Origin of the sequence: Streptomyces olivoverticillatus (genome assembly GCF_014203555.1) — a bacterium.
GTDB lineage: Bacteria > Actinomycetota > Actinomycetes > Streptomycetales > Streptomycetaceae > Streptomyces > Streptomyces olivoverticillatus.
Genome location: NZ_JACHJH010000007.1, coordinates 52774 through 75187 on the forward strand (window position 1 = coordinate 52774; position 22414 = coordinate 75187).

General features: G+C 73.5%; 14 protein-coding genes and 1 tRNA gene. 8 read left to right on the top strand and 7 right to left on the bottom strand.

What is annotated here, in order from left to right:
• Nucleotides 1-327 precede the first annotated feature (327 nt).
• From FHS39_RS21965 to FHS39_RS21980, 4 genes are read left to right on the top strand one after another with little or no spacing between them, the layout of a single operon-like run.
• Complete coding sequence (locus tag FHS39_RS21965) at nucleotides 328-1842, top strand: flavin monoamine oxidase family protein (protein WP_184351281.1); 1515 nt, start codon at nucleotides 328-330, stop codon at nucleotides 1840-1842.
• Complete coding sequence (locus FHS39_RS21970; protein ID WP_184351160.1) at nucleotides 1842-5123, top strand: ferritin-like domain-containing protein; 3282 nt, start codon at nucleotides 1842-1844, stop codon at nucleotides 5121-5123. The genes FHS39_RS21965 and FHS39_RS21970 overlap by 1 nt, the downstream gene beginning before the upstream one ends.
• Complete coding sequence (locus FHS39_RS21975; protein ID WP_281396893.1) at nucleotides 5120-6736, top strand: FAD-dependent monooxygenase; 1617 nt, start codon at nucleotides 5120-5122, stop codon at nucleotides 6734-6736. Before FHS39_RS21970 ends, FHS39_RS21975 begins: the two co-directional genes overlap by 4 nt.
• Nucleotides 6733-7968, top strand: coding sequence for a cytochrome P450 (locus FHS39_RS21980; protein WP_184351161.1), 1236 nt, complete (start codon nucleotides 6733-6735; stop codon nucleotides 7966-7968). Before FHS39_RS21975 ends, FHS39_RS21980 begins: the two co-directional genes overlap by 4 nt.
• Here FHS39_RS21980 and FHS39_RS21985 read toward each other — a convergent pair.
• The 4 genes from FHS39_RS21985 to FHS39_RS22000 all read right to left on the bottom strand — a co-directional run bounded on the left by FHS39_RS21985 (nucleotide 7961) and on the right by FHS39_RS22000 (nucleotide 13072).
• Nucleotides 7961-9538, bottom strand: coding sequence for an FAD-dependent oxidoreductase (locus FHS39_RS21985; RefSeq protein ID WP_184351162.1), 1578 nt, complete (start codon nucleotides 9536-9538; stop codon nucleotides 7961-7963). The two genes, FHS39_RS21980 and FHS39_RS21985, sit on opposite strands and share 8 nt — an antisense overlap.
• Before the next feature lie 181 nt (nucleotides 9539-9719).
• Complete coding sequence (gene uriT / locus FHS39_RS21990; protein WP_184351163.1) at nucleotides 9720-11183, bottom strand: uridine transporter UriT; 1464 nt, start codon at nucleotides 11181-11183, stop codon at nucleotides 9720-9722.
• Nucleotides 11184-11241: 58 nt separating this feature from the next.
• Nucleotides 11242-11329, bottom strand: a tRNA-Leu gene (locus FHS39_RS21995).
• Between the two features lie 180 nt (nucleotides 11330-11509).
• Nucleotides 11510-13072, bottom strand: coding sequence for an aldehyde dehydrogenase family protein (locus FHS39_RS22000; protein ID WP_184351164.1), 1563 nt, complete (start codon nucleotides 13070-13072; stop codon nucleotides 11510-11512).
• A gap of 203 nt (nucleotides 13073-13275) precedes the next feature.
• Here FHS39_RS22000 and fdhD point away from each other — a divergent pair, with 203 nt between their 5' ends.
• Complete coding sequence (gene fdhD, locus FHS39_RS22005) at nucleotides 13276-14109, top strand: formate dehydrogenase accessory sulfurtransferase FdhD (protein ID WP_184351165.1); 834 nt, start codon at nucleotides 13276-13278, stop codon at nucleotides 14107-14109.
• 61 nt (nucleotides 14110-14170) lie between these two features.
• Here the strand turns inward: fdhD and FHS39_RS22010 are convergent, their stop codons facing one another.
• Together FHS39_RS22010 and FHS39_RS22015 are read right to left on the bottom strand one after the other, a co-directional pair.
• Nucleotides 14171-16579 carry a GTPase-associated protein 1-related protein gene (locus tag FHS39_RS22010; protein ID WP_184351166.1) on the bottom strand — a complete coding sequence of 803 codons (2409 nt, stop codon included), beginning with the start codon at nucleotides 16577-16579 and terminating at the stop codon, nucleotides 14171-14173.
• Nucleotides 16580-16784: 205 nt separating this feature from the next.
• Entirely contained in the window at nucleotides 16785-17246 is a 462-nt protein-coding gene (locus FHS39_RS22015; protein WP_184351167.1) for a MarR family winged helix-turn-helix transcriptional regulator, read from the bottom strand.
• Between the two features lie 135 nt (nucleotides 17247-17381).
• On the opposite strand from FHS39_RS22015, the gene FHS39_RS22020 reads away from it, so the two are divergent.
• The gene (locus tag FHS39_RS22020) at nucleotides 17382-18311 is read left to right on the top strand and encodes a quinone oxidoreductase family protein (RefSeq protein WP_184351168.1); all 930 of its coding nucleotides are present in this window, start codon (nucleotides 17382-17384) and stop codon (nucleotides 18309-18311) included.
• 111 nt (nucleotides 18312-18422) lie between these two features.
• Nucleotides 18423-20327: an exo-alpha-sialidase gene (locus FHS39_RS22025; RefSeq protein ID WP_343069683.1), complete on the top strand. Its 1905-nt coding sequence runs from the start codon at nucleotides 18423-18425 to the stop codon at nucleotides 20325-20327.
• Nucleotides 20328-20367: 40 nt separating this feature from the next.
• On the opposite strand, the gene FHS39_RS22030 is transcribed toward FHS39_RS22025, so the two are convergent.
• Entirely contained in the window at nucleotides 20368-21402 is a 1035-nt protein-coding gene (locus tag FHS39_RS22030) for a bile acid:sodium symporter family protein (RefSeq protein WP_184351169.1), read from the bottom strand.
• 94 nt (nucleotides 21403-21496) lie between these two features.
• Here FHS39_RS22030 and FHS39_RS22035 point away from each other — a divergent pair, with 94 nt between their 5' ends.
• Nucleotides 21497-22414: a LysR substrate-binding domain-containing protein gene (locus tag FHS39_RS22035; protein ID WP_184351170.1), complete on the top strand. Its 918-nt coding sequence runs from the start codon at nucleotides 21497-21499 to the stop codon at nucleotides 22412-22414.

The following is a 22414-nucleotide window of genomic DNA, read 5'->3' on the forward strand; positions in this document are numbered from 1 at the left end:
CGTGCGCCGAGCCGCCCCGTCGTCGTACTTGAGTACGGACTTACCCCTACTCCCGAGGGAGTAGGGAACCTAGGGGACGCGGACGCCGCAGGCGGATCACGGGGACGGGAAATACCACAAGGGGAAATCCGGTATGTGACGCATCCACATCGTCCGTATGCCGTCTACGCATTCGTCGAGGCGGGTGGGGATTCCGATACGAGATCCGCGCCGTTTGCCGGTGTCCTGAAACTTTATTGCACCCGTCAGCCGTCTATGAAATCTCTATGAAGTCCCATACGGGGAATTGATGCACTTTTACGGGGGGAAAGTTCAATGTCCGACAACATGCGCTTTTGGCATGCTCACGCGGTCGGTGGAGGTGGGGTCGAAAACCGGAGGATCATCGTCATCGGGGCAGGAATAGCGGGCCTCGTGGCGGCGTACGAACTGGAGCGGCTCGGCCACCGGGTGGAGGTACTGGAAGGCAACAACCGCATCGGCGGCCGCATCCACACCCACCGTTTCGGGAAGGGCGCCGGAGCGCCCTCCGTCGAACTCGGCGCCATGCGCATTCCGACCCACCACCGGCTCACGCTCGAATACATTCGGCACCTCGGACTGGAGGAAAACCTCGGGGCGTTCAGCACACTCCTGTCGGAGGAGAACGCATTCCTCCACACCGACGGCGGCTTCGTCCGCATCAAGGACGCCGCCGGACCGCTGCGCGAGAACTTCCGGCGCGAGCTGGAAGAGCGCCTGCCCGGCCACGACCACAACGAGGGCACCGTCGTCTTCGGCGCCTGGCTCACAGCCATCGTCGACGCCATCGCGCCCCCGGACCTGCGGGACGCGCTCCGCGAGGACCTGCGCCGTCAACTCCTCGCCCTGGTGGACCGCATCGACCTCGCACCCCACCTGCGCGGCGCGGCGGGCGACCGGGTCGACCTGCACTCGCTCTTCTCCGCCCACCCCGGCATCCGCGCCGGGTGCAGCGGCAGGCTCAACAGCTTCCTCGACGACATCCTCGCCGAGACCAGCCCCGCCCTGCTGCGGCTCAACGGCGGCATGGACCAGCTGCCCCGCCGGCTCGCCGGCCGGCTGCGCACCCCGGTGGTCTGCGGCCGCAAGGCCGTGGGGCTCGAAGTGCGCCCCGACGGGGTGCTGGTGCACGTCCGGGCGGGTGCCCGCACCCGCGTCGAGCACGCCGACTTCGTGCTCTGCACGGTCCCCTTCCCGGCTCTGCGCCGGATGCACCTGTCCGGGCTCGACGCCGACAAGCTGGCGGTGCTGCGCGAGGTGCACTACTGCCCGGCCACCAAGGTCGCCTTCCACTGCCGGGAGCCCTTCTGGTGGGAGGGCGGCATACGCGGCGGCGCCTCCTTCACCGGCGGCGCCATCCGTCAGACCTACTACCCGCCCGTCGACGGCTCCCCGGGTCAGGGCGCCGCGCTGCTGGCCAGCTACACCATCGGCGACGAGGCGGCCCGCCTCGGGCACCTCTCGGCCCGGCGCCGCCACCGCCTGGTGCTCCAGGAGCTCGGCGCGGTCCACCCCGAACTGCTGCGGCCCGGCATGGTCCGCGCGGCCGTGAGCGCGGCCTGGGGCGAATGCCGCTGGAGCGGCGGCGGCTGCACCACCCGCTGGGGGAAGAACGCCGCCGAGTGCGAGGAGGAACTGCTGCGCGCAGCCCGGCCGGTGGGCCGGCTGTTCTTCGCGGGCGAGCACTGCTCGTCGGCACCCGCCTGGATCGAGGGGGCGATCGAGTCCGCGCTGCGGGCCGTGGAGGAGATCGAGCGCTACGAGCCCGGGCCCCGCCACGCGGTCGCCAGCGGCCGCCACAACCCCGCCGGAGCACTGTGATGAGCGTCTTCGACCTGCCCAGGCTGCACTTCGCGGGCACCGCGACGACCAAACTGCCGACCGGGCCGCGCAGCGGCCTGGTCGACCTGGCCCGCAACCGCGCCCTGACCGGCGACGGGCCGTTCCCGCACGAGCGGCCCGCCGCCGAGTACCACGCCTATCTCCAGCAGCGCGGCCCGCGCTTCGGCCGCGACGGACGCCCCGACCCCCAAGGGGAGTTCAGCGCCGCCAAGGGCTGGAACTTCGACGGCAACGGCCACTTCCTGCTGGACGCCCGCATCGTCTCCGTCGAGACCGCGGACGGCGCCCCGCCCGACACCGGCGACCCGGTCGTCGGCCGCAGCGTGGACGTGTGGGGGCACTACAACGCCTACCTGCGCACGACCGTCAACCGGGCCCGCGTCTTCGACCTGGACCCGGCCTCCTGGTGGACCACAACGCTGATGATCGGCCGCTTCGGCCTCGGGCGCCTGGGCCGCTCGCACGACGACGGCTACCTGCTCACCGGCGGCGTCGACGGCTTCCAGCCGCCGCGCTGGGTCGGCTTCCGGCACATCCTGGACGTCGGCGAGCACGTCCTGCAACGGCAGCTGCGCTACGGCGCGGTGCACCAGTTCGTCGTCCGCGGCCGGCCCGACTGGCTGCCGGACGCCCGCCTCTCGCCCGCCGTGCACGCGCTGCGCACGGCGCTGGAGGAGGGCGGCGCGGACGGCATCGTGGTGCAGTTCGCGCTGGACGGCATGGCGTCGCCCCAGGCCCCGGACCAGCCGGGCCTGTGGCGCGTGCGCGGGACCGTCGCGCCCTGGCACGCCGACGAGCTGCGCTCGTACCCGGCCGGACGCCTGCTCGCCCCGCCCGCGGGCGGCGGGCGGCTGCACCACCTGACGGTGCGGATCGCGGCCGGGCGGGCCGTGTTCAACATGGTCTCCGCGGTGCCGGTCACCACCCGGGCCCGCGAGGCGGGCCCGGGGCCGCTGCACCGGCTCGGGCCCCCGCTCGACGCCGGTGAACTCCAGCTGCGCACCAGCCGTTCGGGGCGGCTCGTCGCCCGCCTGCCGGCCGGTTCGTACCCGGGCGAACTCACCTCGGGCATCGTGACGGCGGCCGCCGAGCCGGGGTGGGAGGCGGCCGAGGCCGAGCCGCTGTGCCTGACCGGGACCGACGACGCGGGCCGGCGGGTGACGCTGCTGGCCGAGCGGGAGGTCAACGTCCAGAGCGACGAGGCGGTCGTGGTCCTGCACCACCGCGACCGCCGCGGGGCAGGCGCCGACCACGCCGTGCAGGTCCCGCTGCGCGCCTATGTGCGCGGCCGCCCGGCGAGCGCCGGAAAGGTCTACGTACGGCAGTACTTCAACCCCCGGGCCCTGCCCGCCGATCCGGTGGCGGGCGCGGCCTCGGCGCGCTGCGGCGACGCGGTCGTGCTGGGGCTGCGCGGCGACGGCGGCTACGCGGGAACGTGCGTCGTGGAGACCGACGAGCACGGGCACGGCCTGCTCACCCTGCGGGGCGAGCAGGCCGGCACCTGCCGCGTCCTGCTCTCCGCCGACCCCGCCGAGTCCCCGTGCGAGGGCCCCGGCGCCCCGGGCGCGGCCTGGCGGGCCTACGACGACGAGGACGCGCTCGGCTTCTGGGCGGGCGCCGGGGCGCTGGCCGTGCGGGTGCTGCCCGACGACTGGCACCTGGACGAAGTGCCCCGCGAGAAGGTGGACTTCGCCCTGCTGCACCGCGAGGTCTTCGCCTACTACGAGCAGCTGTCCACCTTCATGCGCTCGGACGTCTTCAGCCTGGCCGACCGCTGCAAGGTGGAGACGTACGCCGAGCTGATGTGGCAGATGTGCGACCCGGCCAACAAGGCGAAGACGTACTACATGCCGCCCACCCGCGACCTCTCCGACCCCAAGGCCCGCCTGCTGCTGGCCTTCCTGCGCAACCAGCAGGCGCGCGTCCGCCCGCCCCTGCCCGTGCCCGCGACGCCGACGGCCCCGGCCCGGATCACCACGCGCGGCGAGCTGTGGGCCCTCCTCAAACAGGCCGCCACCCTGGAGCTCGCGGTGATGCTCCAGTACCTGTACGCGGCCTTCTCGGTGCCCACCCACGGAGCCGGGCGGGAGTACGTGCGGCGCGGGCTGTGGACGCCCGAACAGCTCGAACTCGCCTGCGGGCAGGGCGGGGCGACGCTGGACGACGGGATCCGGGGCACACTGCTCAACGTCGCCCGGGAAGAGATGATCCACTTCCTTCTGGTCAACAACATCATCATGGCGATGGGCGAGCCCTTCCACGTCCCGCTGATCGACTTCGCCACGCTGGGCGCCGAACTGCCGGTGCCGCTGGACTTCGCCCTCGAACCGCTGAGCATCGGCAGCGTGCAGCGGTATGCCGCCATCGAACAGCCCGCGGCGCTCACCCCGGAGCTGAGCCGGGACGGTGCGGCGGACCGCCGCACCGCGCCGCGGTCCGGCCGGGCGTGGGGCTCGATCAGCGAGCTGTACGCGGCCGTCCGGGAAGGGCTGCAGCGCGTCCCGGACGTGTTCCTGGTGGAGAAGGGGCGCGGCGGCGGCGAACACCACGTGTTCCTGCGGGAATCCGTCAACACCGAACATCCCGACTACCAGTTGGAGGTCGACGACCTGCCCAGCGCCCTGTTCGCCGTGGACGTCATCACCGAGCAGGGCGAGGGAAGCGTCCTCGGCCCCGCCGCGCCGCCCGAGACCTCGCACTTCGAGAGCTTCCTGCGGATCGGCGAGCTGCTGACCCACGAGCGCGTCCCCGGCCCGCACGGACGGCCGGTGCCGTGGAGCCCGGCCTACCCCGTGCTGCGCAACCCGACCCTGCGCACGGACGGCACCCACGGCCTGGCCAAGGACCCCGTCACCGATCCCGAAGCCCGCGCCGTGGCCCACCTGTTCAACCGCTCGTACCACCTGATGCTCCAGCTGATGGTGCAGCACTTCACCCAGAGCCCCGACGCCAGCCTGCGCCGCTCGAAGCTGATGAACGCCTCCATCGACGTCATGACCGGCATGATGCGCCCGCTCGCGGAGCTGCTGGTCACGATGGACTCCGGGCGGCGCGGCAGGACGGCCGGGCCGACGTTCGAGCTGGACGTGACGCCGGCGGCCTCGGCCCGTCCCGACGTGGCGCGCCGCGCACTCTCCCTGCGCTTCGAGCACCTCTCGGCGACCGCCCGCCGGTGCGCGGCGGTGCCCGAGCAGGTCCCGGAACTCATGTCCTTCTACGCCGATTTCTTCCGCACCCCCCGCACGGAAGGATGCTCATGACTGCCGAAACGCACGAGATGCCCGTCGCCGCGGAGACGGACGTCCTGATCGTGGGTGCCGGCCCGGTCGGGCTGGCACTCGCCCTCGACCTGGCCTACCGGGGCGTGCGCTTCCTCGCCCTGGACGCCTCGGACGGCCTGGTCCCCCACCCCAAGGTGGGGACGGTCGGCCCCCGTTCGATGGAGCTGTTCCGGCGCTGGGGCCTCGCCGACCGGATCCGGGCCACCGGCTGGCCCGGCGACCATCCGCTGGACATCGCCTGGGTGACGGCCGTGGGCGGCCACGAGATCCACCGTCTCGACTTCGGCACCGCTGACAGCCGCCCCGCGCTCCCCTACACGCCCGAGCCGGAACAGGTCTGCCCCCAGCACTGGCTGGCCCCGCTGCTCGCCGGCGAGGTCGGGGTGCACCCGGACGGCCCGCTGCGCCGCCGGTGCCGCGTCGACCGGCTGGTCCAGGACGGGGAGGGGGTGACGGCCGAGGCGACCGACCTGGCGGCCGGCGGGGCCCGGCTGGCCTTCCGGGCCCGCTACGCGGTGGCCTGCGACGGCGCGCCCTCGCCCGTGCGCAACGCGCTGGGCATCGATGCGCCCGCCCGCTACGAGACCCAGGTCTTCCGCAACATCCTCTTCCGCGCCCCCGAGCTGCGTGAACAACTCGGCAAGCGCGCCGCCCAGGTGTACTTCCTCACCCGGCCGCCCGCCCTGCGCTTCCCCCTGCGGTCGATGGACGGCCGGGAGCTGTACCGGCTGACGGTGGGGGCGGGCCGGGAGCCCGAGGCCGAGCAGGACGCAACGGCCCTGGTCCGCACGGCCATCGCGCTCGACACGCCGCTGCAGATCCTCTCCGAGAACGTCTGGCACCTCACCCACCGGGTCGCCGGGACCTACCGGCAGGGCCGCGTGCTGCTCGCCGGCGACGCCGCCCACACCCTCTCGCCGTCCGGCGGCTTCGGCATGAACACCGGCATCGGCGACGCCGCCGACCTGGGCTGGAAGCTCGCCGGGCAGCTGGCGGGCTGGGCCGGTCCGGGGCTGCTCGACTCCTACGACGCCGAACGCCGGCCGGTCGCCGAGCGCAGCCTGGAAGAGGCCAACGTCAACCTCATGCGGACGATGCGCCGCGAGCTGCCCGAGGGGATCCTGCTGGACTCGGCCGAGGGCGTACGGGCCCGGGCAGAACTCGCGGCCCGCCTGCAACGGGGCGGCGTGCGGCGCGAGTTCGACGCCCCGGACGTGCACTTCGGCTACCGCTACACCTCGCCGCTGATCGCCCCCAGCGGCCGTGGCGGCGACTGGCGGACCGCCGCCCTCCCCGGCGGCCGCGCCCCGCACGCCTGGCTGAGTCCGGGCACCTCGACGCTCGACCTGTTCGGCCGGGCGTTCCGGCTGATGTGCTTCGCGGACTCCGACCGGCTGGGCCTGTTCCACAGCGCCTTCGCCCGGCGGCGCGTACCGCTGGAGACCACCCGCTGCACCGACCGCTCGGTGGCGGGCCTCTACGGCAAGCCGTACGTACTCGTGCGCCCGGACGGGCACGTGGCCTGGCGGGGCATCGAGCTGCCGCTGGACCCGGGCCGCCTGGCCGATCTGATCAGGGGAAGTGCCACATGACCGACCGGGGACCCGGCCCGTTCCGCATCTCGGACGTCCACCTTCCGGACCCGTACCCGCTCTACCGCCGCTACCGCGAGCGCGACCCCGTCCACCGGGCCGACGGCACGTGGTACCTCTTCCGCCACCACGACGTGGCCCGGGTGCTGGCGGACCGCGCCTATGTGCGCGGCGGTTCCCCGGCCCGGCTGCCGCAGGACTGCCCGCACCTGAGGAGGACGACCGCCAACTGGATGGTCTTCATGGACCCGCCGCGGCACACCCGGGTGCGCGCGCTGGTGCAGAAGAGCTTCACCCCGCGCATCGTCGAGGCGCTGCGCCCGCGCATCGGGCATCTGGCCTCAGAGCTCGTGGCCGAGCTGGCGGCGGAACTGCGCGCGGCGCCGCCCGGAAAGCAGGGCGGCGCGGACCTGGTGGACCGCTTCGCCGCCCCCTTCCCCATCCTCGTCATCAGCGAGCTGCTGGGCGTGCCGAAGGAGGACCGCCCCTGGTTCCGGGCCCGTGCGGTGGACCTCCAGCAGGCCACGAGCTCGCGCGTGGCCCGGCGGGCCGACGGCTTCGCAGTGGCGGACGCGGCGGCGCGGGAGCTGGACTCCTACTTCCGGGCCGAGCTGGCCCGGCGCAGGGCCGACCTGGCGCGGCACGGCAGCGATCTGATCGCGGCGATGATGCGTGCGGAGGAGGAGAGCCCGCTCGGGGACGACGTGCTGGTGGGCACCTGCATCCACCTTCTGACGGCCGGTCACGAGACGACCACCAACCTGGTGTCGAAGGGCGTGCTGGCCCTGCTCGCCCACCCGGACCAGCTGGCGCTGCTGCGCGGGCAGCCGGAGCTGCTGCCGAACGCGGTGGAAGAACTGGTGCGGTACGACTCCCCGGTGCAGATGATCACCCGGCAGGCGAAGGAGGACGACGTCCTGGGGGGCCGGGCGATATCCGCGGGCTCCAAGGTGACCCTGGTGCTGGGCTCGGCCAACCGGGACCCCGAGCGCTTCCCCGACCCGGACCGCCTCGACGTGCGCCGCGACGCGCGCCGCCACAGCGGCTTCGGCATGGGCGTCCACTACTGCGTGGGCGCACCGCTGGCCCGTGCCGAAGCGGAGATCGGCCTGGCGGCGCTGTTGCGCGGGCTGCCGGGGCTGGCCCTGGCCGAGGGGGACGACGCGGTGCGCTACGCGCAGGACCTGGTCTTCCACGGTCCGGAGCGGATGGTGGTGCGGACGGTCACTTGAGGGTGAACCAGGTGTGCAGGTAGTCCTGCAGCGCCCGGGAGTCGGCAGCGGGGGCCCGCAGGCCGATGTGGCCGTCGGGCCGCATCAGGTGCAGGGTGCCGGACGGCAGCCGGCCGGTGTCGCGGTGCCCCGGGCGCACGTGGAAGACCTCGGCGGGCAGGGCGTGCCGGGCGAGGGCGCGGTCCACGGCGGCGGCCGCCGCCTCCAGGTCCGCGCCGTCGCCGGTGGACCTGCCGTGGACCAGCAGGGCGGTCCACCGCCCGTAGGAGAGCAGGTCGTGCAGCCGACGCCGGCGTCCGCCCTCGGTGACCGGCAGATCGGGCATCCGGTCACCGGCGCGCAGCGCCGCGCGCCCGGCGCCGTCGGCGGACAGGGCGCTCTTGCGGTGGTGGCGGGCGAGGTCGCTGAGCAGGATGCGGCCGCGCCCGCTGAAGCGTTCACCGGCCATCAGGGCCGGGAGGGCCAGGCGCATGGCGGCAAGGGTGGCCGGGGCGGGCGGCAGTTCGGTCACGTTGTGGCGCATCTGCCGCATGATCTCGGTGGCGGCGGCGCGCTGTTCGGTGGAGTAGGTGTCGAGCAGCGCGTCGCGCGCCCAGCCGTGGTGGACGGCCGCGAGCTTCCAGGCGAGGTTGTGCGCCCCGCGCAGCCCGGTGTTGAGGCCGCGGCCGCCGATCGGGGCCCACATATGGGCGCTGTCGCCCACGAGCATGGCCGGGCCCTCTCGCAGCGACGCCGCTATGCGGTCGTGGAAGCGGGCCCGGTTCAGCCAGAGCGGTTGGGTCGGCGTCAGGCGGAGGGCGGCGTCGTGCGCGGCCCGTGCGATGAGCTCGCGCATCTCCTCGGCGTCCGGCGGCGCGACGAGCGCGGGGTCGGGATCGCTGACGAAGGCGAAGAAGCGGTAGCCGCCGCCGGGGCGCGGGGAGGCGATGAGGCACACCCGGCGCTCGAAGAAGAAGTAGCTGGTGTCGGGCTTGTACGCGTACTTCCAATCGGGCTCGGCGTTGATCTGCACGGCCTGGAGGCCGGTGCGGCGCTCCCCTTCGAAGGGGACGCCGAGCGCCTTGCGCACCAGGCTGTGGGCGCCCTCGCAGCCCACCACCCAGCGGCAGGCGATCGTTTCCGCGCGGCCGTTCGGGCCTCGTACGTCCACCTCAGCGGCGTCGGCGTACAGCCGGACGTCGACGGCTTCGCTCTCCCAGCGCACGGTGGTGTCCAGCTCGCCCAGCCGCTCCGTCAACAGCTCCTCGGTGGCGATCTGTTCGATGGACAGGGGCTCGGGGAAGAGCGTGTGGGACACGCTCATCTCGTGTCCGCCGACTCGGTGGCCCCGGACGTAGATCTCGGCCTGGCGCAGAGGCAGCCCCCCGCCCACGAACTTGTCGGCGCAGCCGAGGTCGCGCAGGACTTCCAGGGCGCGCTGCCACATGATGCTGGCGCGCACTTCGCGCTTGGTGTGCGGCTCCTTCTCCAGGACGGCGACGTCCAAACCGTACTGGCGGAGCGCGATCGCGAGGGCGAGGCCGGTGGGCCCCGCGCCGACGACCACGACATCACGGCAGGTCTCACTCATGCGCGTTCTCCCCCGGTGTGCGCCCTGGTGGGTCCCTATGGTCGGGGACGGCGCGGCGGGGGATCAATGGTGCCTTTTCGACCAGAAGGGTCTGCCGCCGAATACCTTTCCCCGGAATCGGCGCAAAACGCGTGGAGGCGGCCGGGTCGCGCCCGGCCGCCTCCACGATGAGCCGGGTCCGTCAGCCCTGGGCCTCCGCCGCCACCGGCTTCGGGATCAGGAAGGACGTCGCGAGGGCGGCGGCCAGGATGACCACGCCCGCGATCATGCCCGCGGTGTAGTCGCCGGACGAGGCCGGGTCGGACGGCAGCGTCGCCGTCTTGACCGCGTAGAGCAGCGCGAAGCTGAGCCCGGCACCGAGGTTGAAGGCGCCCGCGTTCAGGCCGGGCAGGAAGCCCGGGTTCTCGCCCGGGGACAGCACGACGCCGAGCCCGTTGAGCACGATGTTCGCCACGCCCGCGTAGGTGATGCCCACGAGGAGGGAGGCCGTCAGCAGCATGACGCGCGAGTGGCCGGGCAGCGTGACGATCAGCAGCACGACGGAGGCCGCCGAGCCGATGAGGCCGAGCCGCAGCACGCGGCCGTAGCCGTAGGTGGCGGCCAGCCGGCCGGCGATCGGGCCCATGGCCAGACCGGCGAGGGCGTACGGGGTGAGGGTCCACCACGCGGACTGCTCGGCGGTCATGCCCAGACCCGCCTTCGCGTCCTGGGCGAACGCCGGGACGAGGCCGTTCATGACGGCGAACACACCGGTCATGGTGAGCACGGTGGTCAGCAGGGTGGCCCAGGTACCGCGCTGCTTGAGGTGCCTGGTGGCGACCAGCGGGTGGCGGGAGCGGTCCTCGGTCCGCCAGAACAGCGCGAAGGCGGCGGCGGAGAGGACCGTGAGCGCGGCCACCATGCCCCAGTTCGCGGCGGCGAGCTTGCCGGCCTCGTTGAGCGCGACGAGCAGCGATCCGACCGAGACGACGAGGAGGCCGACACCGGGCCAGTCCATCCGCTTCGCGTCCGCGACCTTCGACTCCGGCGCCAGGGCGGCGACGAGCGCGGTGGCGACGGCCGCCACGCCCGCCATGGCCCAGAACACCGCCTGGAAGCCGTGCTTGTCGGCGAGGAAGCCGCCCGCGAGCGAGTCGACGCCGGCGATGCCGCCGTTGACGGCGGTGATCACACCCAGCAGGGTGCCGTACCGCTTGGGCTCGGTCACCTCGACCCGCAGCATGATCAGACACAGCGGGACGGTCGGCCCGGACGCGCCCTGGATGACACGGCCGACGAACAGCATCGGCACGCTCTGCGCGAGGGCCGCGACGACACAGCCGACGACCATCAGGGCCAGCATGCCGACCAGCACCTTGCGGCGCCCGATCACATCGCCGAGCCGGGGCAGGAAGAGCGAGAACAGGGCCGCGGAGGTGAAGAAGGCGGTCTGGGTGAGCCCGATCTCGGCGGAGCTGGCACCGAGGCTGTCCTCGATGTTCTTGAGCGCCGGGCTGAGCATGCTCGCGTTCAGCTGGAAGGCGATGCAGGCGGTGAGCAGCGCGGTGACCAGGACACCCACCCGGACGGGGCGTCCCGCCGGGGAGAGCCGGTTATCGGTGGTGCGGTCGGTGCTGGTGGTACGGGTGGTGCTTGAAACGTTCATGCCTCGTGGATCTCTGGGTACATACACAGAAAAACCCCAGCTCAGCTGGGGTTCTCTCTGGTGTCCGAGGGGGGACTTGAACCCCCACGCCCGATAAAGGGCACTAGCACCTCAAGCTAGCGCGTCTGCCATTCCGCCACCCGGACTAGGTGTTTTGTCTTGGCGGGGTGTTCCCCGCGGCGACATGGATAACTGTATCAAGCTTTCGGAGCGCCCTTCACCAGGCCATTTGTCGGGACATAAGGCTCGTTTATGGGCAAGGCGAGCGACTCCTCCGTGCCCGGCCAGGAGTGAGCGCTCCTGGCCGGCGCCGGGCCCGCCACGGGTCAGGGCATCAGGTGGTAGTCCGGGAAGTTGCCGGGCAGCCGCTCGTCCGCCGAGGATCCCTGTGTCACCGCCCTCACCAGCAGCTCCCCGCCCACGAAGGCGCCCCGCCACGAGGCGCCGAAGCCGCCGAACAGCTCCTGTCGGTCCCCGCGCGAGCGCGGCGTGCCGTGGCCGGTCTTGAAGGCGCGGATCTGCGGGGCCAGCCGCTCGTACACGCCTGGGTCGTCGCAGGAGAGGGTGGCCACGAGGGCGCCGTTGCTGGCGTTCATGGCGGCGAGCAGCTCGGCCTCGGTGTCCACCAGCACGATCGTGTCGACCGGGCCGAAGGGCTCGGCGTGGTGCAGCGGGGAGGCCGGCGGCGGGCTGAGGAGGGTGACGGGCGGTACGTACGCGCTGGTGTCCTGCCCCGGCAGGAAGCGGCCCGCGGACAGCTCGCCGCGGTGCAGCGGGATCGCCCCGCGGTCGATGGCCTCGGCGACCTGGTCCGTCAGTTCCTTCGCCTTCGCCGCGTTGATCAGCGGGCCGAGATCCAGGTCCGGCAGGTCGTCCTGCGCGGAGTCGACCGCCAGCGGGTGGCCCAGGGTCACCGCCCGCACCGCGGGCAGGTAGTGCGCGAGGAAGTCGGCGAAGGCCGAGCGCTGGACGACGAACCGCGGGTAGGCCGTGCAGCGCTGCTTGGCGTAGTCGAAGGTCTTGCGGATCTGCGGGGCGAGGGCGTCCCAGCCGGTGAAGTCCCAGATGCCCCAGGTGTTGAGACCCTCCTGTTCGAGGATGTGCCGCTTGCCCAGGTCGGCGACTGCCGTGGCGACCCGGGCGCCGGTGTCCCGGCCGCCGACGAAGGACACGCAGCCGATCTCCGGCGCCCGCACCAGCGCCTCCGACAGCTCGCCTCCGCTGCCGCTGACCAGCGTGACGGGCACCCCCTCCCGCGCGACGAGGGCGGCGGCCAGCGTGAGACAGGCCAGGCCGCCGTCCGTGGGGGTCTTGGCGATGACCGCGTTGCCCGCCAGCGCCTGGACGAGCATGGCGTGGACGAGCACGCTCATCGGGTAGTTCCAGCTGGCGATGTTGCTGACCGGGCCGGGCAGGGGGCTGCGTCCGGCCGTCATCCGGTCGATCTCCGCCACGTACCAGCGCACGCCCTCGATCGCTCGGTCGACGTCGGCCTGCGCCAACCGCCAGGGCTTGCCGATCTCCCATACGAGGAGCAGGGCGAGGAGTTCGCGGTGTTCCGTCAGGGCGTCGAGGCCGGCGCTCACCCGCGCCTTGCGCTCGGCGAGCGGCACCTCGCGCCAGGCCCGGTGCTGGTCGAGCGAGGCGCGTACGGCCTGCCGGGCGGTGGCCGCGTCGAGCCGCGGCGGGCCCGCGATCGGAGTGCCGTCGACGGGGGTGGTGGCGGGCAGCGGGCGGCCGTCGGCCTGCCAGGTGCCGCGCCAGAGATTGAGGACCCGGTCCTCGCGGAACGCCTCGGGGGCGGCGGCCAGGCAGCGCTGCCAGGCAGCGGCCCATTCGGTGCCGGGCTTGAGGAGGGGGGAGGCGGGGGTGCTGAGGGTGGTGGCCATGGGTGATCTCCGCTCTCGGTGCACGGTCGGGGCGGGGAATTGGCGCATCGTGAATCGGAACTGCCTACCGAACGGTAGCCACGGGGGGCGGGTCCGGGAGGGCTCTCGCCGGGGATGAGGCCCACGTCACGTGCCCGGACGGCGGCGCGCGACAATGGACCGCCGGGCCACCAGCCACAACCGATCACCGGGAACTGAACACCATGGGACGGGTCACCGAACGCCGCCGCGTCATCCGCATCCGGGACGGGGCCGTCACGGCCCGCCCCGACACGCTCGTCGCCGAGGAACCGCTGGAGATCCGGCTGAACGGCAAGCCGCTGGCCATCACCATGCGCACGCCCGGCGACGACTTCGCGCTCGCGGCCGGCTTCCTGGTCAGCGAGGGCGTGCTGGGCGCCGCCGACGAGCTGGCGAACATCGTCTACTGCGCCGGGGCCACCGACGAGGGCTCGAACACCTACAACGTCGTGGACGTACGGCTCGCCCCCGGCGTCCCCGTCCCCGACATCACCCTCGAACGCAACGTCTACACCACGTCCTCCTGCGGGCTGTGCGGCAAGGCGAGCCTGGACGCGGTGCGCACCACGGCCCGCTGGCCCGTCGCCGACGGGCCGGGGCCGCTCTCGCTCGCACCGGAACTGCTCGCCGAACTCCCCCACCGGCTGCGCGAGGCGCAGCGCGTCTTCGACCGGACCGGCGGCCTGCACGGCGCCGCGCTGTTTGCGCCGGACGGCGAACTGCTGGACGTACGGGAGGACGTGGGCCGGCACAACGCGGTCGACAAGCTCGTGGGGCGCGCCCTGCAGCAGGGGCTGCTGCCGTTGTCCGGCGCGGTGCTGCTGGTCTCGGGGCGGGCCTCGTTCGAGCTGGCCCAGAAGGCGGTCATGGCCGGGATTCCGGTGCTGGCGGCGGTGTCGGCGCCGTCGTCGCTCGCCGTCGATCTGGCGGTGGAGACGGGGATGACGCTGATCGGCTTCCTCCGGGGGTCCTCGATGAACGTCTATGCGGGCGAGCAGCGGGTGCGTCTGGCGTAGCCGCCCGGCGCCTGGCTCACGGCCGTCCGGTTCACGGCCGTCCGGTTCACGGCCGTCCGGTTCACGGCCGTCCGGGGCGGCCGCGCCAGCGGCCGCTGAGGCGGCCGAGGACGCCGAAGCGGTCCCACTCGTGGAACATCTCCGCCCACTGGCCGCCGACCTGCCGCAGGCACCGCCGTACCTCCTCGATGTCCTCGGTGGTCATCCGGCGCACCTCGGGCCTCAGGACGGAGACCAGCAGCTCGGTGCGGATCTCGTCCCAGAGGCCGCTCACTTCGGGGGCGGTGTGCCAGGCGACGAAGCAGACGGCGGCGTAGGTGGGCGGGGTGCAGCGCAGCAGTTCGCGGACGGCCCGGCCCTGCGCCTCGCGGGCGTAGGCGCGCAGCAGGCACTCGTCGCCGGAGTGGATGAGGTCGGGCAGCTCGCCGGGGGCGGGCGGCGGGTCCACGCCGAGCAGGCGCTGGGCCAGGGCCCTGCTCAGCCGTTCCTCGGCGCCCGGTTCGAGCGGGGCGGCCTGGCGGCGGAGGGCGACGACTCGGCCGGTGCAGCCGGGGAGGGCCGCGCCGTCGGCGATGTCGCCGGCTTGTTCGAGGAGCAGCAGCGCGGCCCGTTCCCTGAGGGCCAGTTCCGTGCCGCAGCCGAGGATGCTCTTCAGCAGGGCCTTGGCCAGGCCGGGTGCCACGGGGTCGTCGGCGGTGCTGTCGAGGGCGGTGCGGACGAAGGCCTGGACGAGGCCGTCCGCCTGGTGCCAGCCCGCCGGGAGCTCGGCGAGCAGCCGGGCGGCCTCCGGGGTCGGCAGCGGCCGGCCGCCCCAGACGAGGCGGAAAGCGGTGCGCAGGACGGTGGGGCTCTCCTGGTGCTCGGGTCCGGCCGTCAGGGTGAGCTTGCGCATGCGGGCGGGGCGCTCGGCGGGGTCGTCGGGGGGCGCCTCGCCGCCTTCGCGCGCCGGATCGTCGGTCACCTCCGCGCACATGCGCAGGTGGGGGCGGCCGGTGAGGTCGGCGCCGGGGAGCTCGGCGGCGAGCAGGCGGACGATGGGGTGTGGGTCGCCCGTGGCGGCGGTCCGGTCGAGCGCGTCCAGAACGGCGCAGCGCAGCTCGGCGTGCGCGTCGAGGGCGGCGCGGACGACCTTGCGGTCGGCCGACGCCTCGTTCAGCAGGGCGGCGGTGAGCCGCTCGGTGAGGACGGGCAGGACGGCCGAGCGGTCCACCCGGAGCGCTTCGGCCAGGCGCAGGAGGGTGAGGAAGCGGACGAGCGGGGTGGCGGGGTCGCCCGCCACCCGGTCGAGCTCCGCGCGCAGGTCGCGCCTGAGGGGAGCAGCGGTCGTGCGGAACGCGGAGGAGGCGAACTCTTCGGTGAGCGTCCCGAGGACGGTCCACTCCTCGGGGGTGCGGTCGGTGCCGCCCGCGGCGACGGTGGTCAGCAGCGGGGTGCGGACGGCTTCGGTGAGGCCGCCGCCGGCGGTGCGCCGGCGGACCCAGCGGGCCGCGGCGGTGCGGCCGTTGGAGTCGAGGGTGATGCCTTCACGGGCGGCGAGGGCGGCGAGCCGGTCGGCGTCGTCCCGCGGGTCGTGGTCGGAGCCCGCGCCGGGGGCGGTGCCGACGCCCGTGCGGCGTGCGGCTTCGGCGAACAGCGCGGGCTGTCCCGCCAGCCAGATGCGGGCCGCGACGGCCGCCCAGGGGTCGTGCTCGGTCCGGGTGGGGCTGGAGGGCCCGCCGGTGCAGTCGTGGACGCGGTAGCGCTGCTCGGCCGCGGCGGAGTCGTAGTCGAAGTCGGCGTCGGGGAAGGCGCCGACGATCTGCTGGCGGGCGAGCATGGGGCGGCGCGTGTAGGTGGTGAAGGTGAGCCGGTCCGCGAGGTCGCGGGGCAGGACGGCGCTGGCGATGGCGATCCAGTAGGCCGTGTGGACGCTGTCCCGTTCGACGACGAGGAGCTGGGGCGCGTCGGGGGTGCGGAAGAGGGTGCGGACGTCGGCGAGGAAGGCCTCCAGCCGGTCGGCGCGGGCGTGGACGAACTCGAACAGGCCCTTCTTGTCGATGCGCCGGGCGGGTGAGAGGGACGGCAGCGGGTCCGGAGCGCCGCCGTCCGGGGTGCGGTCGGCCCACGAGGGCGACTCCCACGCCTCGATGGGCAGCAGGCCGCCGGGCAGGCCGCTGTGGTCGGAGAGGCGTACGGCGTGGGCGTGGAAGTTGCCGTGGCGGCCGCCGCGGCCGGGGCTGGTGCGGATGATGCGGTACAGCAGGCGGCTGCCGTCGGAGAGCCGGTTGTGGCTGAACGCCACCGGGAAGAGGGCGAGCTCCTCGGCGGAGGGGTGCAGGGGGGCGTCGAGCGGCGGCTCGTATCCGATCAGCTGCTCCGCCTCACCCAGCAGGGTGATGGGCAGCTCGGGGCTCGAGGCGGTGAGGCGGAAGCCGGAGCCGCCCGGGCCCACGGTGGCGGTGGAGGTGTAGTGCATCTGCTGCAGGTTCACGCGACACCCCGTTTCACCTTGTTCCGGTTGCTTCTCGCCGTGGTCTGTTGATTGTTGCCCCGTAAACGGGCACGGGGCATCACCAACCGCTGCCGTTCGTGCGTTTCCGCCTCCTTGTGCCGTGTGCTCACATCGTGTGACATCCCACCAGATCCGGCGGGTCGCCGCCCGTCATCCGGAGGAACTTCCACCACCGACCGCTCCGTCAAGCGTCCTCCTCGACCACACGGGTGAGGAGGGCCAGGAACAGCTCGCGCTCGGCGGGGGTGAGCGCGGCGAGCAGCGTCTCGTTCGCCTCGTCGCCGAGCTTGGCGAGGCGGGCGAGGCGGCGGCGCCCCGCGGGGGTGAGGGTGATGGCGTTCTTGCGGCGGTCGGAGGGGTCGGGGGCGCGGCTGACGAGGTCCTGGGCCTGGAGGTCGTTGAGGATGCCGACCATGTCCTTGGGGTCGAAGCCGGTGGTGCGCCCCAGCTCCGCCTGGGCCACCGGGCCGAGGTCCGCGACGGCGGAGAGGACCGCGTGGTGCGGCATGCGCATCCCGTCGCGGGCCAGCGCCTCGGCCACGAGGCGGCGGCCGCGCGCCGAGGCCCGGTTGAGCAGCCAGCTGGGGAGGGTCTGGATGCGGGCGAGGGCGGCGGTGCTCGCGCCCGGGCGGTCTTCGTCTGCCATGGGTCGAGCGTAACGGAAACCGTTGGACTTCCCAATGAAGTCGTGTACCGTAGGGGCTACCAACGTTGGAGTTCCCAACGAATGACGCCGAAGTCCCTGCCTGTCTACCCATCCTGAGCGCCCATGGAGGTGCGTATGCGTCGCGTCCGGTATCACGAGAACGGCGGACCCGAAGTCCTGCGTCTGGAGCACACCGACACCCCCGCCCCCGGTCCGGGCGAAATCCTGGTGCGCACGGAGGCCGTCGGCGTCACCCTGCCCGTCGTCCGCAAGGTGCGCGAAGGCGGCCTGCCCCTGCCCGCGAGCCTGGGCGGCGAGGTGGCCGGAAAGGTCACCGCGGTCGGCCCCGAGGTCACGGGCTTCGCGGTCGGCGACCGCGTGACGGGCCTGTGCTTCTCCGATGGATACGCCGACTTCTCCGTCCTGGGTGCCGCCATGGTCTCGCCCGTACCGGAAGGTGCGAGCGCCGCCGACGCCGTGGCCCTGGTGCGGTCCGGACTGGTGGCCCTGGGGGCGTTCGAGGCGGCCCGCCCGACGCAGGGAGAGTCGGTTCTGGTGACCGGCGCGGCGAGCGGGGTGGGCCACTTGGCCGTGCAGCTCGCCAAGGCGCGGGGCGCCGGGCGGGTGGTGGCCGCGGTGAGCTCGCCGGCCAAGGCCGAGTTCGTCCGCTCCCTGGGGGCGGACGAGGTCGTGACCTACGGGGACGACTCCTGGGGCGAGCCGGTGGACATCGTGCTGGATGCGGTGGGCGGCGAGCTCCTCACCCCCGCGATGGCCGCGCTCGCGCCGGGCGGGCGACTGGTGGCGTACAGCTCCGGCGGTGGCACCCTCCAGGCGTACGACCTGCTGGTGGGCGCGAAATCCGCCGTCGGCTTCCAGATCGCGCTCATAGCCCGCCACCGGCCCGAGCTGCTGGAGCAGTGGCGGCGGGAGCTGTGGGAGCTCTTCGCGGCCGGGCGGCTGCGGCCGCGCGTCCACGCCGAGCTGCCGCTGGAAGAGGCGGCGAAGGCGCACGAGATCATCGAGTCGCGCGCGAACCTGGGCAAGGTGCTGCTGCGACCGTAGTGAGCCCGGATTGCCCATGGGGCCCCGGTTTTGGGAGGGGGCCCGGGAGGGCAAAGATGCGCCGGACAGGACCGGCCGACGGCCTCGACGCGAAAGGGACGGGCCACTTCCGTGACGCCACCGCGACACCTCGCCAAATGCCTCGTCAGATGCCTCGCCCTGCTCGTTCCCGCCCTCACCCTCGCCCTGGCCACCCCTTTCCCCCACCCGGCCGGAGCGGACACGGGTGCCGCAAGCCCCTCGGATTTCGCCGACTTCGACGAGCGTGTCCTGTTCAAGCCCTCGCAGGAGCCGGACGGCGGCTACGCGTGCTACCGCATCCCGGCCGTCGTCACCACCAACCGCGGCACCCTGCTCGCCTTCGCCGAGGGCAGGAAGCGCAACTGCGGTGACGCCACCGACATCGACGTCGTCGTCAAGCGCTCCACCGACGGCGGCCGGACCTGGGAGCCGCCGCGGGTCGTGAACACCGGCCGCGGGGACACCCACGGCAACCCTGCCCCGGTCGTGGACCGGCGCACCGGCCGGATCGTGCTGGCCACCACCTACAACAAAGGCCGGGCCGATGCGGGCAATTGCGACGTGCCCTGCAACCGCACCCCGCACCTGCAGTACAGCGACGACGACGGCGTCAGCTGGTCACGCCCGCGCGAGCTGACGGCGTCGATCCGGCCGGCCTCCTGGAACTCCTGGTACGCCACCGGCTCCGGCCACGGCATCCAGCTCGCCCACGGGCGCCACCGCGGCAGGCTCGTCATCGGCGTCAACGCCGAGAGCCACAACGGCACCCGGACCTCCGCCAACCACGCGGCGCTCGCCCTCAGCGACGACGGCGGGGCGCACTGGCGGCTCGGCGCGACCGACACCTTCCGGGTGGCCGCGGATTCGACGTACCGCCAGAAACCCTCCGAGCTGACGCTCGCCGAGCGCGACGACGGCACGGTGTACGTGAACGGCCGCGAGCAGGGCGGCACCGACCTCGGCAATCGCGACGAGGCGGTCAGCGGCAACGGCGGCGCGGGCTTCACCGCGCCCTTCCGGTCCCTGCCCGGCCTCTACTCCCCCATGGTGCAGGGGGCCGTGCTCCCGCTGCGCTCCGGCCGCTGGCTGTTCTCGGCGCCCGCCGACCCCGACCGGCGCCGCACCATGACGATCCGCTCCTCCTACGACGAGGGCCGCACCTGGGAGGGCGCCGAGCGCGGCAGACAGGTCACCGCCGACTGGTCCGGCTACTCGGACATGACGCTCGTCGGCACCGGCACGGTCGGCCTGCTCTACGAGGCGGGAAAAGCGGACGCCCGGCAGGAGATCCGCTTCGCCCGCTTCACGGAGGAGTGGCTGGGCCCCCGGCGGGGCCCGGACCCGACCACCCCCGACCGCTCGGCGGACGGCCGGGATGCGCCGATACTGGGCGGCGCCCGGCAGGTGGAGGGCCGGTTCGGGCAGGCCCTCGCCTTCGACGGCAAGGAAGCGGCCGTCCGCCTGCCCTACCGCCCCTCCCTGCCGCTGCGGACCCGGGACTTCACGGCGGTGCTGTGGTTCCGCCACCGGGCCGCCAAGGGCGAGCAGCCGTTGCTGTGGATGGGCGGGGTCGGCGGCTCACCGCAGGTGGCGCTGTACGGGGAGCCGGAGACGGGCCGGATCGCCGGGCGGCTCACGGCCGTTGCGGGCGCCGGGCCGGCGCGCACGGCGACGGTCCGGGCGGCCGGTGCGTACGACGACGGGCAGTGGCACCAGCTGGCGTTGCGCCGCACGGGCGGCCGGCTGACGCTCGCCGTCGACGGGGTCGCCGTCACCGTGGCGGATGTCCCGGGCACGGTGAGCCGCACCTCGACGTTCGGGGTGCACCTCGGGCAGAAGCCGGACGGCCGGGCGTATCTGACGGGCGATCTGGATGAGGTGCGGGTCTACGGACGGGGGCTGACCGATGCCGAGCTGGCCAGGCTGCGCGAGACCAATGCGGCGCCGGAGCGCCGGGATGCGGTGCTGTGGCTGCCGCTGGACCGGACGGGCTGACCGAGCGGCCCGCCCGGCCGCCCGGCCGCCCGGCGAGGCCTTACGGCACCGCTGCGTCGGCCGCCGCGCGGGGCGCCACGGCCGGGGCGTCCCGGACCGTCGCCGCGAGCTGCCGCTCGTACCGCTTCGCGAGGACGGCGCCGACCATCAGCTGCAGCTGGTGGAAGAGCATCAGCGGCAGCACCGCCAGGCTCGCCTGCGCGCCGAAGAGCACGGTGGCCATCGGCAGCCCGCTGGCGAGGCTCTTCTTCGAGCCGGCGAAAGTGATGGCGACCCGGTCCTCGCGGTCGAAGCCCAGCCACCGCGTCCCCTGGCTGGTGAGGGTGAGCATCAGCCCGAGCAGCACGGCCTCCACCCCCAGCAGGGCGAGGAGCCGCCACGGGCCGATCTGGTGCCAGACGCCCCGGACGACGCCCGCGCTGAAGGCCGTGTAGACGACGAAGAGGATCGAACCGCGGTCGACCCGGCCCAGCACCCGCTTGTGCCGGGTGAGGAAGCCGCCGACCCAGCGCTGCAGCAGCTGCCCGGCCAGGAAGGGGGCCAGCAGCCGGAGGAGGACGGACAGCAGCGAGTCGAGCGAGAAGCCGCCCCCGCTGCCGCCCAGGAGCAGCGCGGCCAGCAGCGGGGTGAGCACGATGCCCACGAGGCTGGAGAAGGAGCCCGCGCAGATCGCGGCGGCCACGTTGCCGCGGGCCATCGAGGTGTAGGCGATGGAGGACTGGATGGTGGAGGGCGCCACGCACAGGAACAGCAGACCGGTGTGCAGCTCCGGCGTGAGGACGTACGGCACAAGGCCGCGGGCGGCAAGGCCGAGCAGCGGGAAGATGACGAACGTACAGCCGAGGACCGTCAGGTGCAGTCGCCAGTGGCGCAGGCCCTCCACCACCTCGCGGGTGGAGAGCCGGGCGCCGTAGAGGAAGAAGAGCAGGGCCACCGCGGCCGTGGAGAGGCCGTCCATAGTGGTGGCGGCCGCGCCGCGGGCGGGCAGCAGCGTGGCCAGCAGCACGGTGCCGAGCAGGGCGGCTATATAGGGGTCTATGGGGAGCTTGATGCGGGGCGGACGGAAGCGGCGCATGGCACCCAGCCTGACCGCCCGGCCGCCTATCGGGAACCCCGTTCACCACTCTGACTGCTATCACGATTGGCGATGAGCAGGCTACGGTGGCCCCGTGTTCGATCCCACGCAGCTGCGCACCTTCCTCACCGTGGCGCAGACCCTGAGCTTCACCCAGGCCGCTCACCGGCTCGGGGTGCGGCAGTCGACGGTGAGCCAGCAGGTGCGCCGGCTGGAGGAGGCCGCCGGGCGGCAGCTGTTCTCCCGGGACACGCACAGCGTCACGCTGACCGAGGACGGCGAGGCGATGCTGGGCTTCGCCCGGACGATCCTGGAGGCCAACGAGCGAGCGGCACAGTGGTTCACCGGGACGCGGCTGCGCGGCCGCTTGCGGTTCGGGGCGTCGGAGGACTTCGTCCTGACGCGGCTGCCGGAGATCCTGGAGCGCTTCCGCCGCGACCACCCGGAGGTCGAGCTGGAACTGACCGTCGAGCTCTCCGACACGCTGCACGAGCAGCTGGCAGCCGGGCGGCTCGACCTGGTGCTCGCCAAGCGCCATCCGGACCACCCGTACCAGTCGACGCACGGCCGCAGCCGGCTGGTCTGGCGGGACCGGCTCGTATGGATCGGCAGCGAGCAGCTGCGCCTGGACCCGCACCGGCCCGTGCCGCTGGTGGTCTTCCCGCCCCCGGCGGTGACCCGCTCCCGCGCCCTCGACGTGCTCGAACGGCACAGCCGCTCCTGGCGGGTGGCCTGCACCAGCGGCAGCCTCAACGGCCTGGTGGCCGCGGCCCGTGCGGGGCTGGGCGTGATGGCGCACACCCTCGGCATGATCCCGCCGGGCCTGGTCCGGATCCCGGCCCGGGCCGGACTGCCGGAGCTCGGGGGCATCGACGTGGTGCTGCTCCACGGCGCGCAGACCGCACCGGGCACCCGGCCGAGCCCCGTCGCGGGCAGCGCCGAGGCGCTCGCCGAGGTGATCCTCGCCGCCGGGGACCGGCTGCACGCCCCCACCGCGGAACCCGAGGGGTGA

Excerpts from the sequence above, each read along its gene's own strand:
- FHS39_RS21975 (WP_281396893.1), top strand. The coding sequence starts at position 5,120 with ATGACTGCCGAAACGCACGAGATGCCCGTCGCCGCGGAGACGGACGTC.
- uriT (WP_184351163.1), bottom strand. The coding sequence starts at position 11,183 with ATGAACGTTTCAAGCACCACCCGTACCACCAGCACCGACCGCACCACC.
- FHS39_RS22015 (WP_184351167.1), bottom strand. The coding sequence starts at position 17,246 with ATGGCAGACGAAGACCGCCCGGGCGCGAGCACCGCCGCCCTCGCCCGC.
- FHS39_RS21985 (WP_184351162.1), bottom strand. The coding sequence starts at position 9,538 with ATGAGTGAGACCTGCCGTGATGTCGTGGTCGTCGGCGCGGGGCCCACC.
- FHS39_RS21965 (WP_184351281.1), top strand. The coding sequence starts at position 328 with ATGCGCTTTTGGCATGCTCACGCGGTCGGTGGAGGTGGGGTCGAAAAC.
- fdhD (WP_184351165.1), top strand. The coding sequence starts at position 13,276 with ATGGGACGGGTCACCGAACGCCGCCGCGTCATCCGCATCCGGGACGGG.
- FHS39_RS22000 (WP_184351164.1), bottom strand. The coding sequence starts at position 13,072 with ATGGCCACCACCCTCAGCACCCCCGCCTCCCCCCTCCTCAAGCCCGGC.
- FHS39_RS22020 (WP_184351168.1), top strand. The coding sequence starts at position 17,382 with ATGCGTCGCGTCCGGTATCACGAGAACGGCGGACCCGAAGTCCTGCGT.
- FHS39_RS21970 (WP_184351160.1), top strand. The coding sequence starts at position 1,842 with ATGAGCGTCTTCGACCTGCCCAGGCTGCACTTCGCGGGCACCGCGACG.
- FHS39_RS21980 (WP_184351161.1), top strand. The coding sequence starts at position 6,733 with ATGACCGACCGGGGACCCGGCCCGTTCCGCATCTCGGACGTCCACCTT.
- FHS39_RS22030 (WP_184351169.1), bottom strand. The coding sequence starts at position 21,402 with ATGCGCCGCTTCCGTCCGCCCCGCATCAAGCTCCCCATAGACCCCTAT.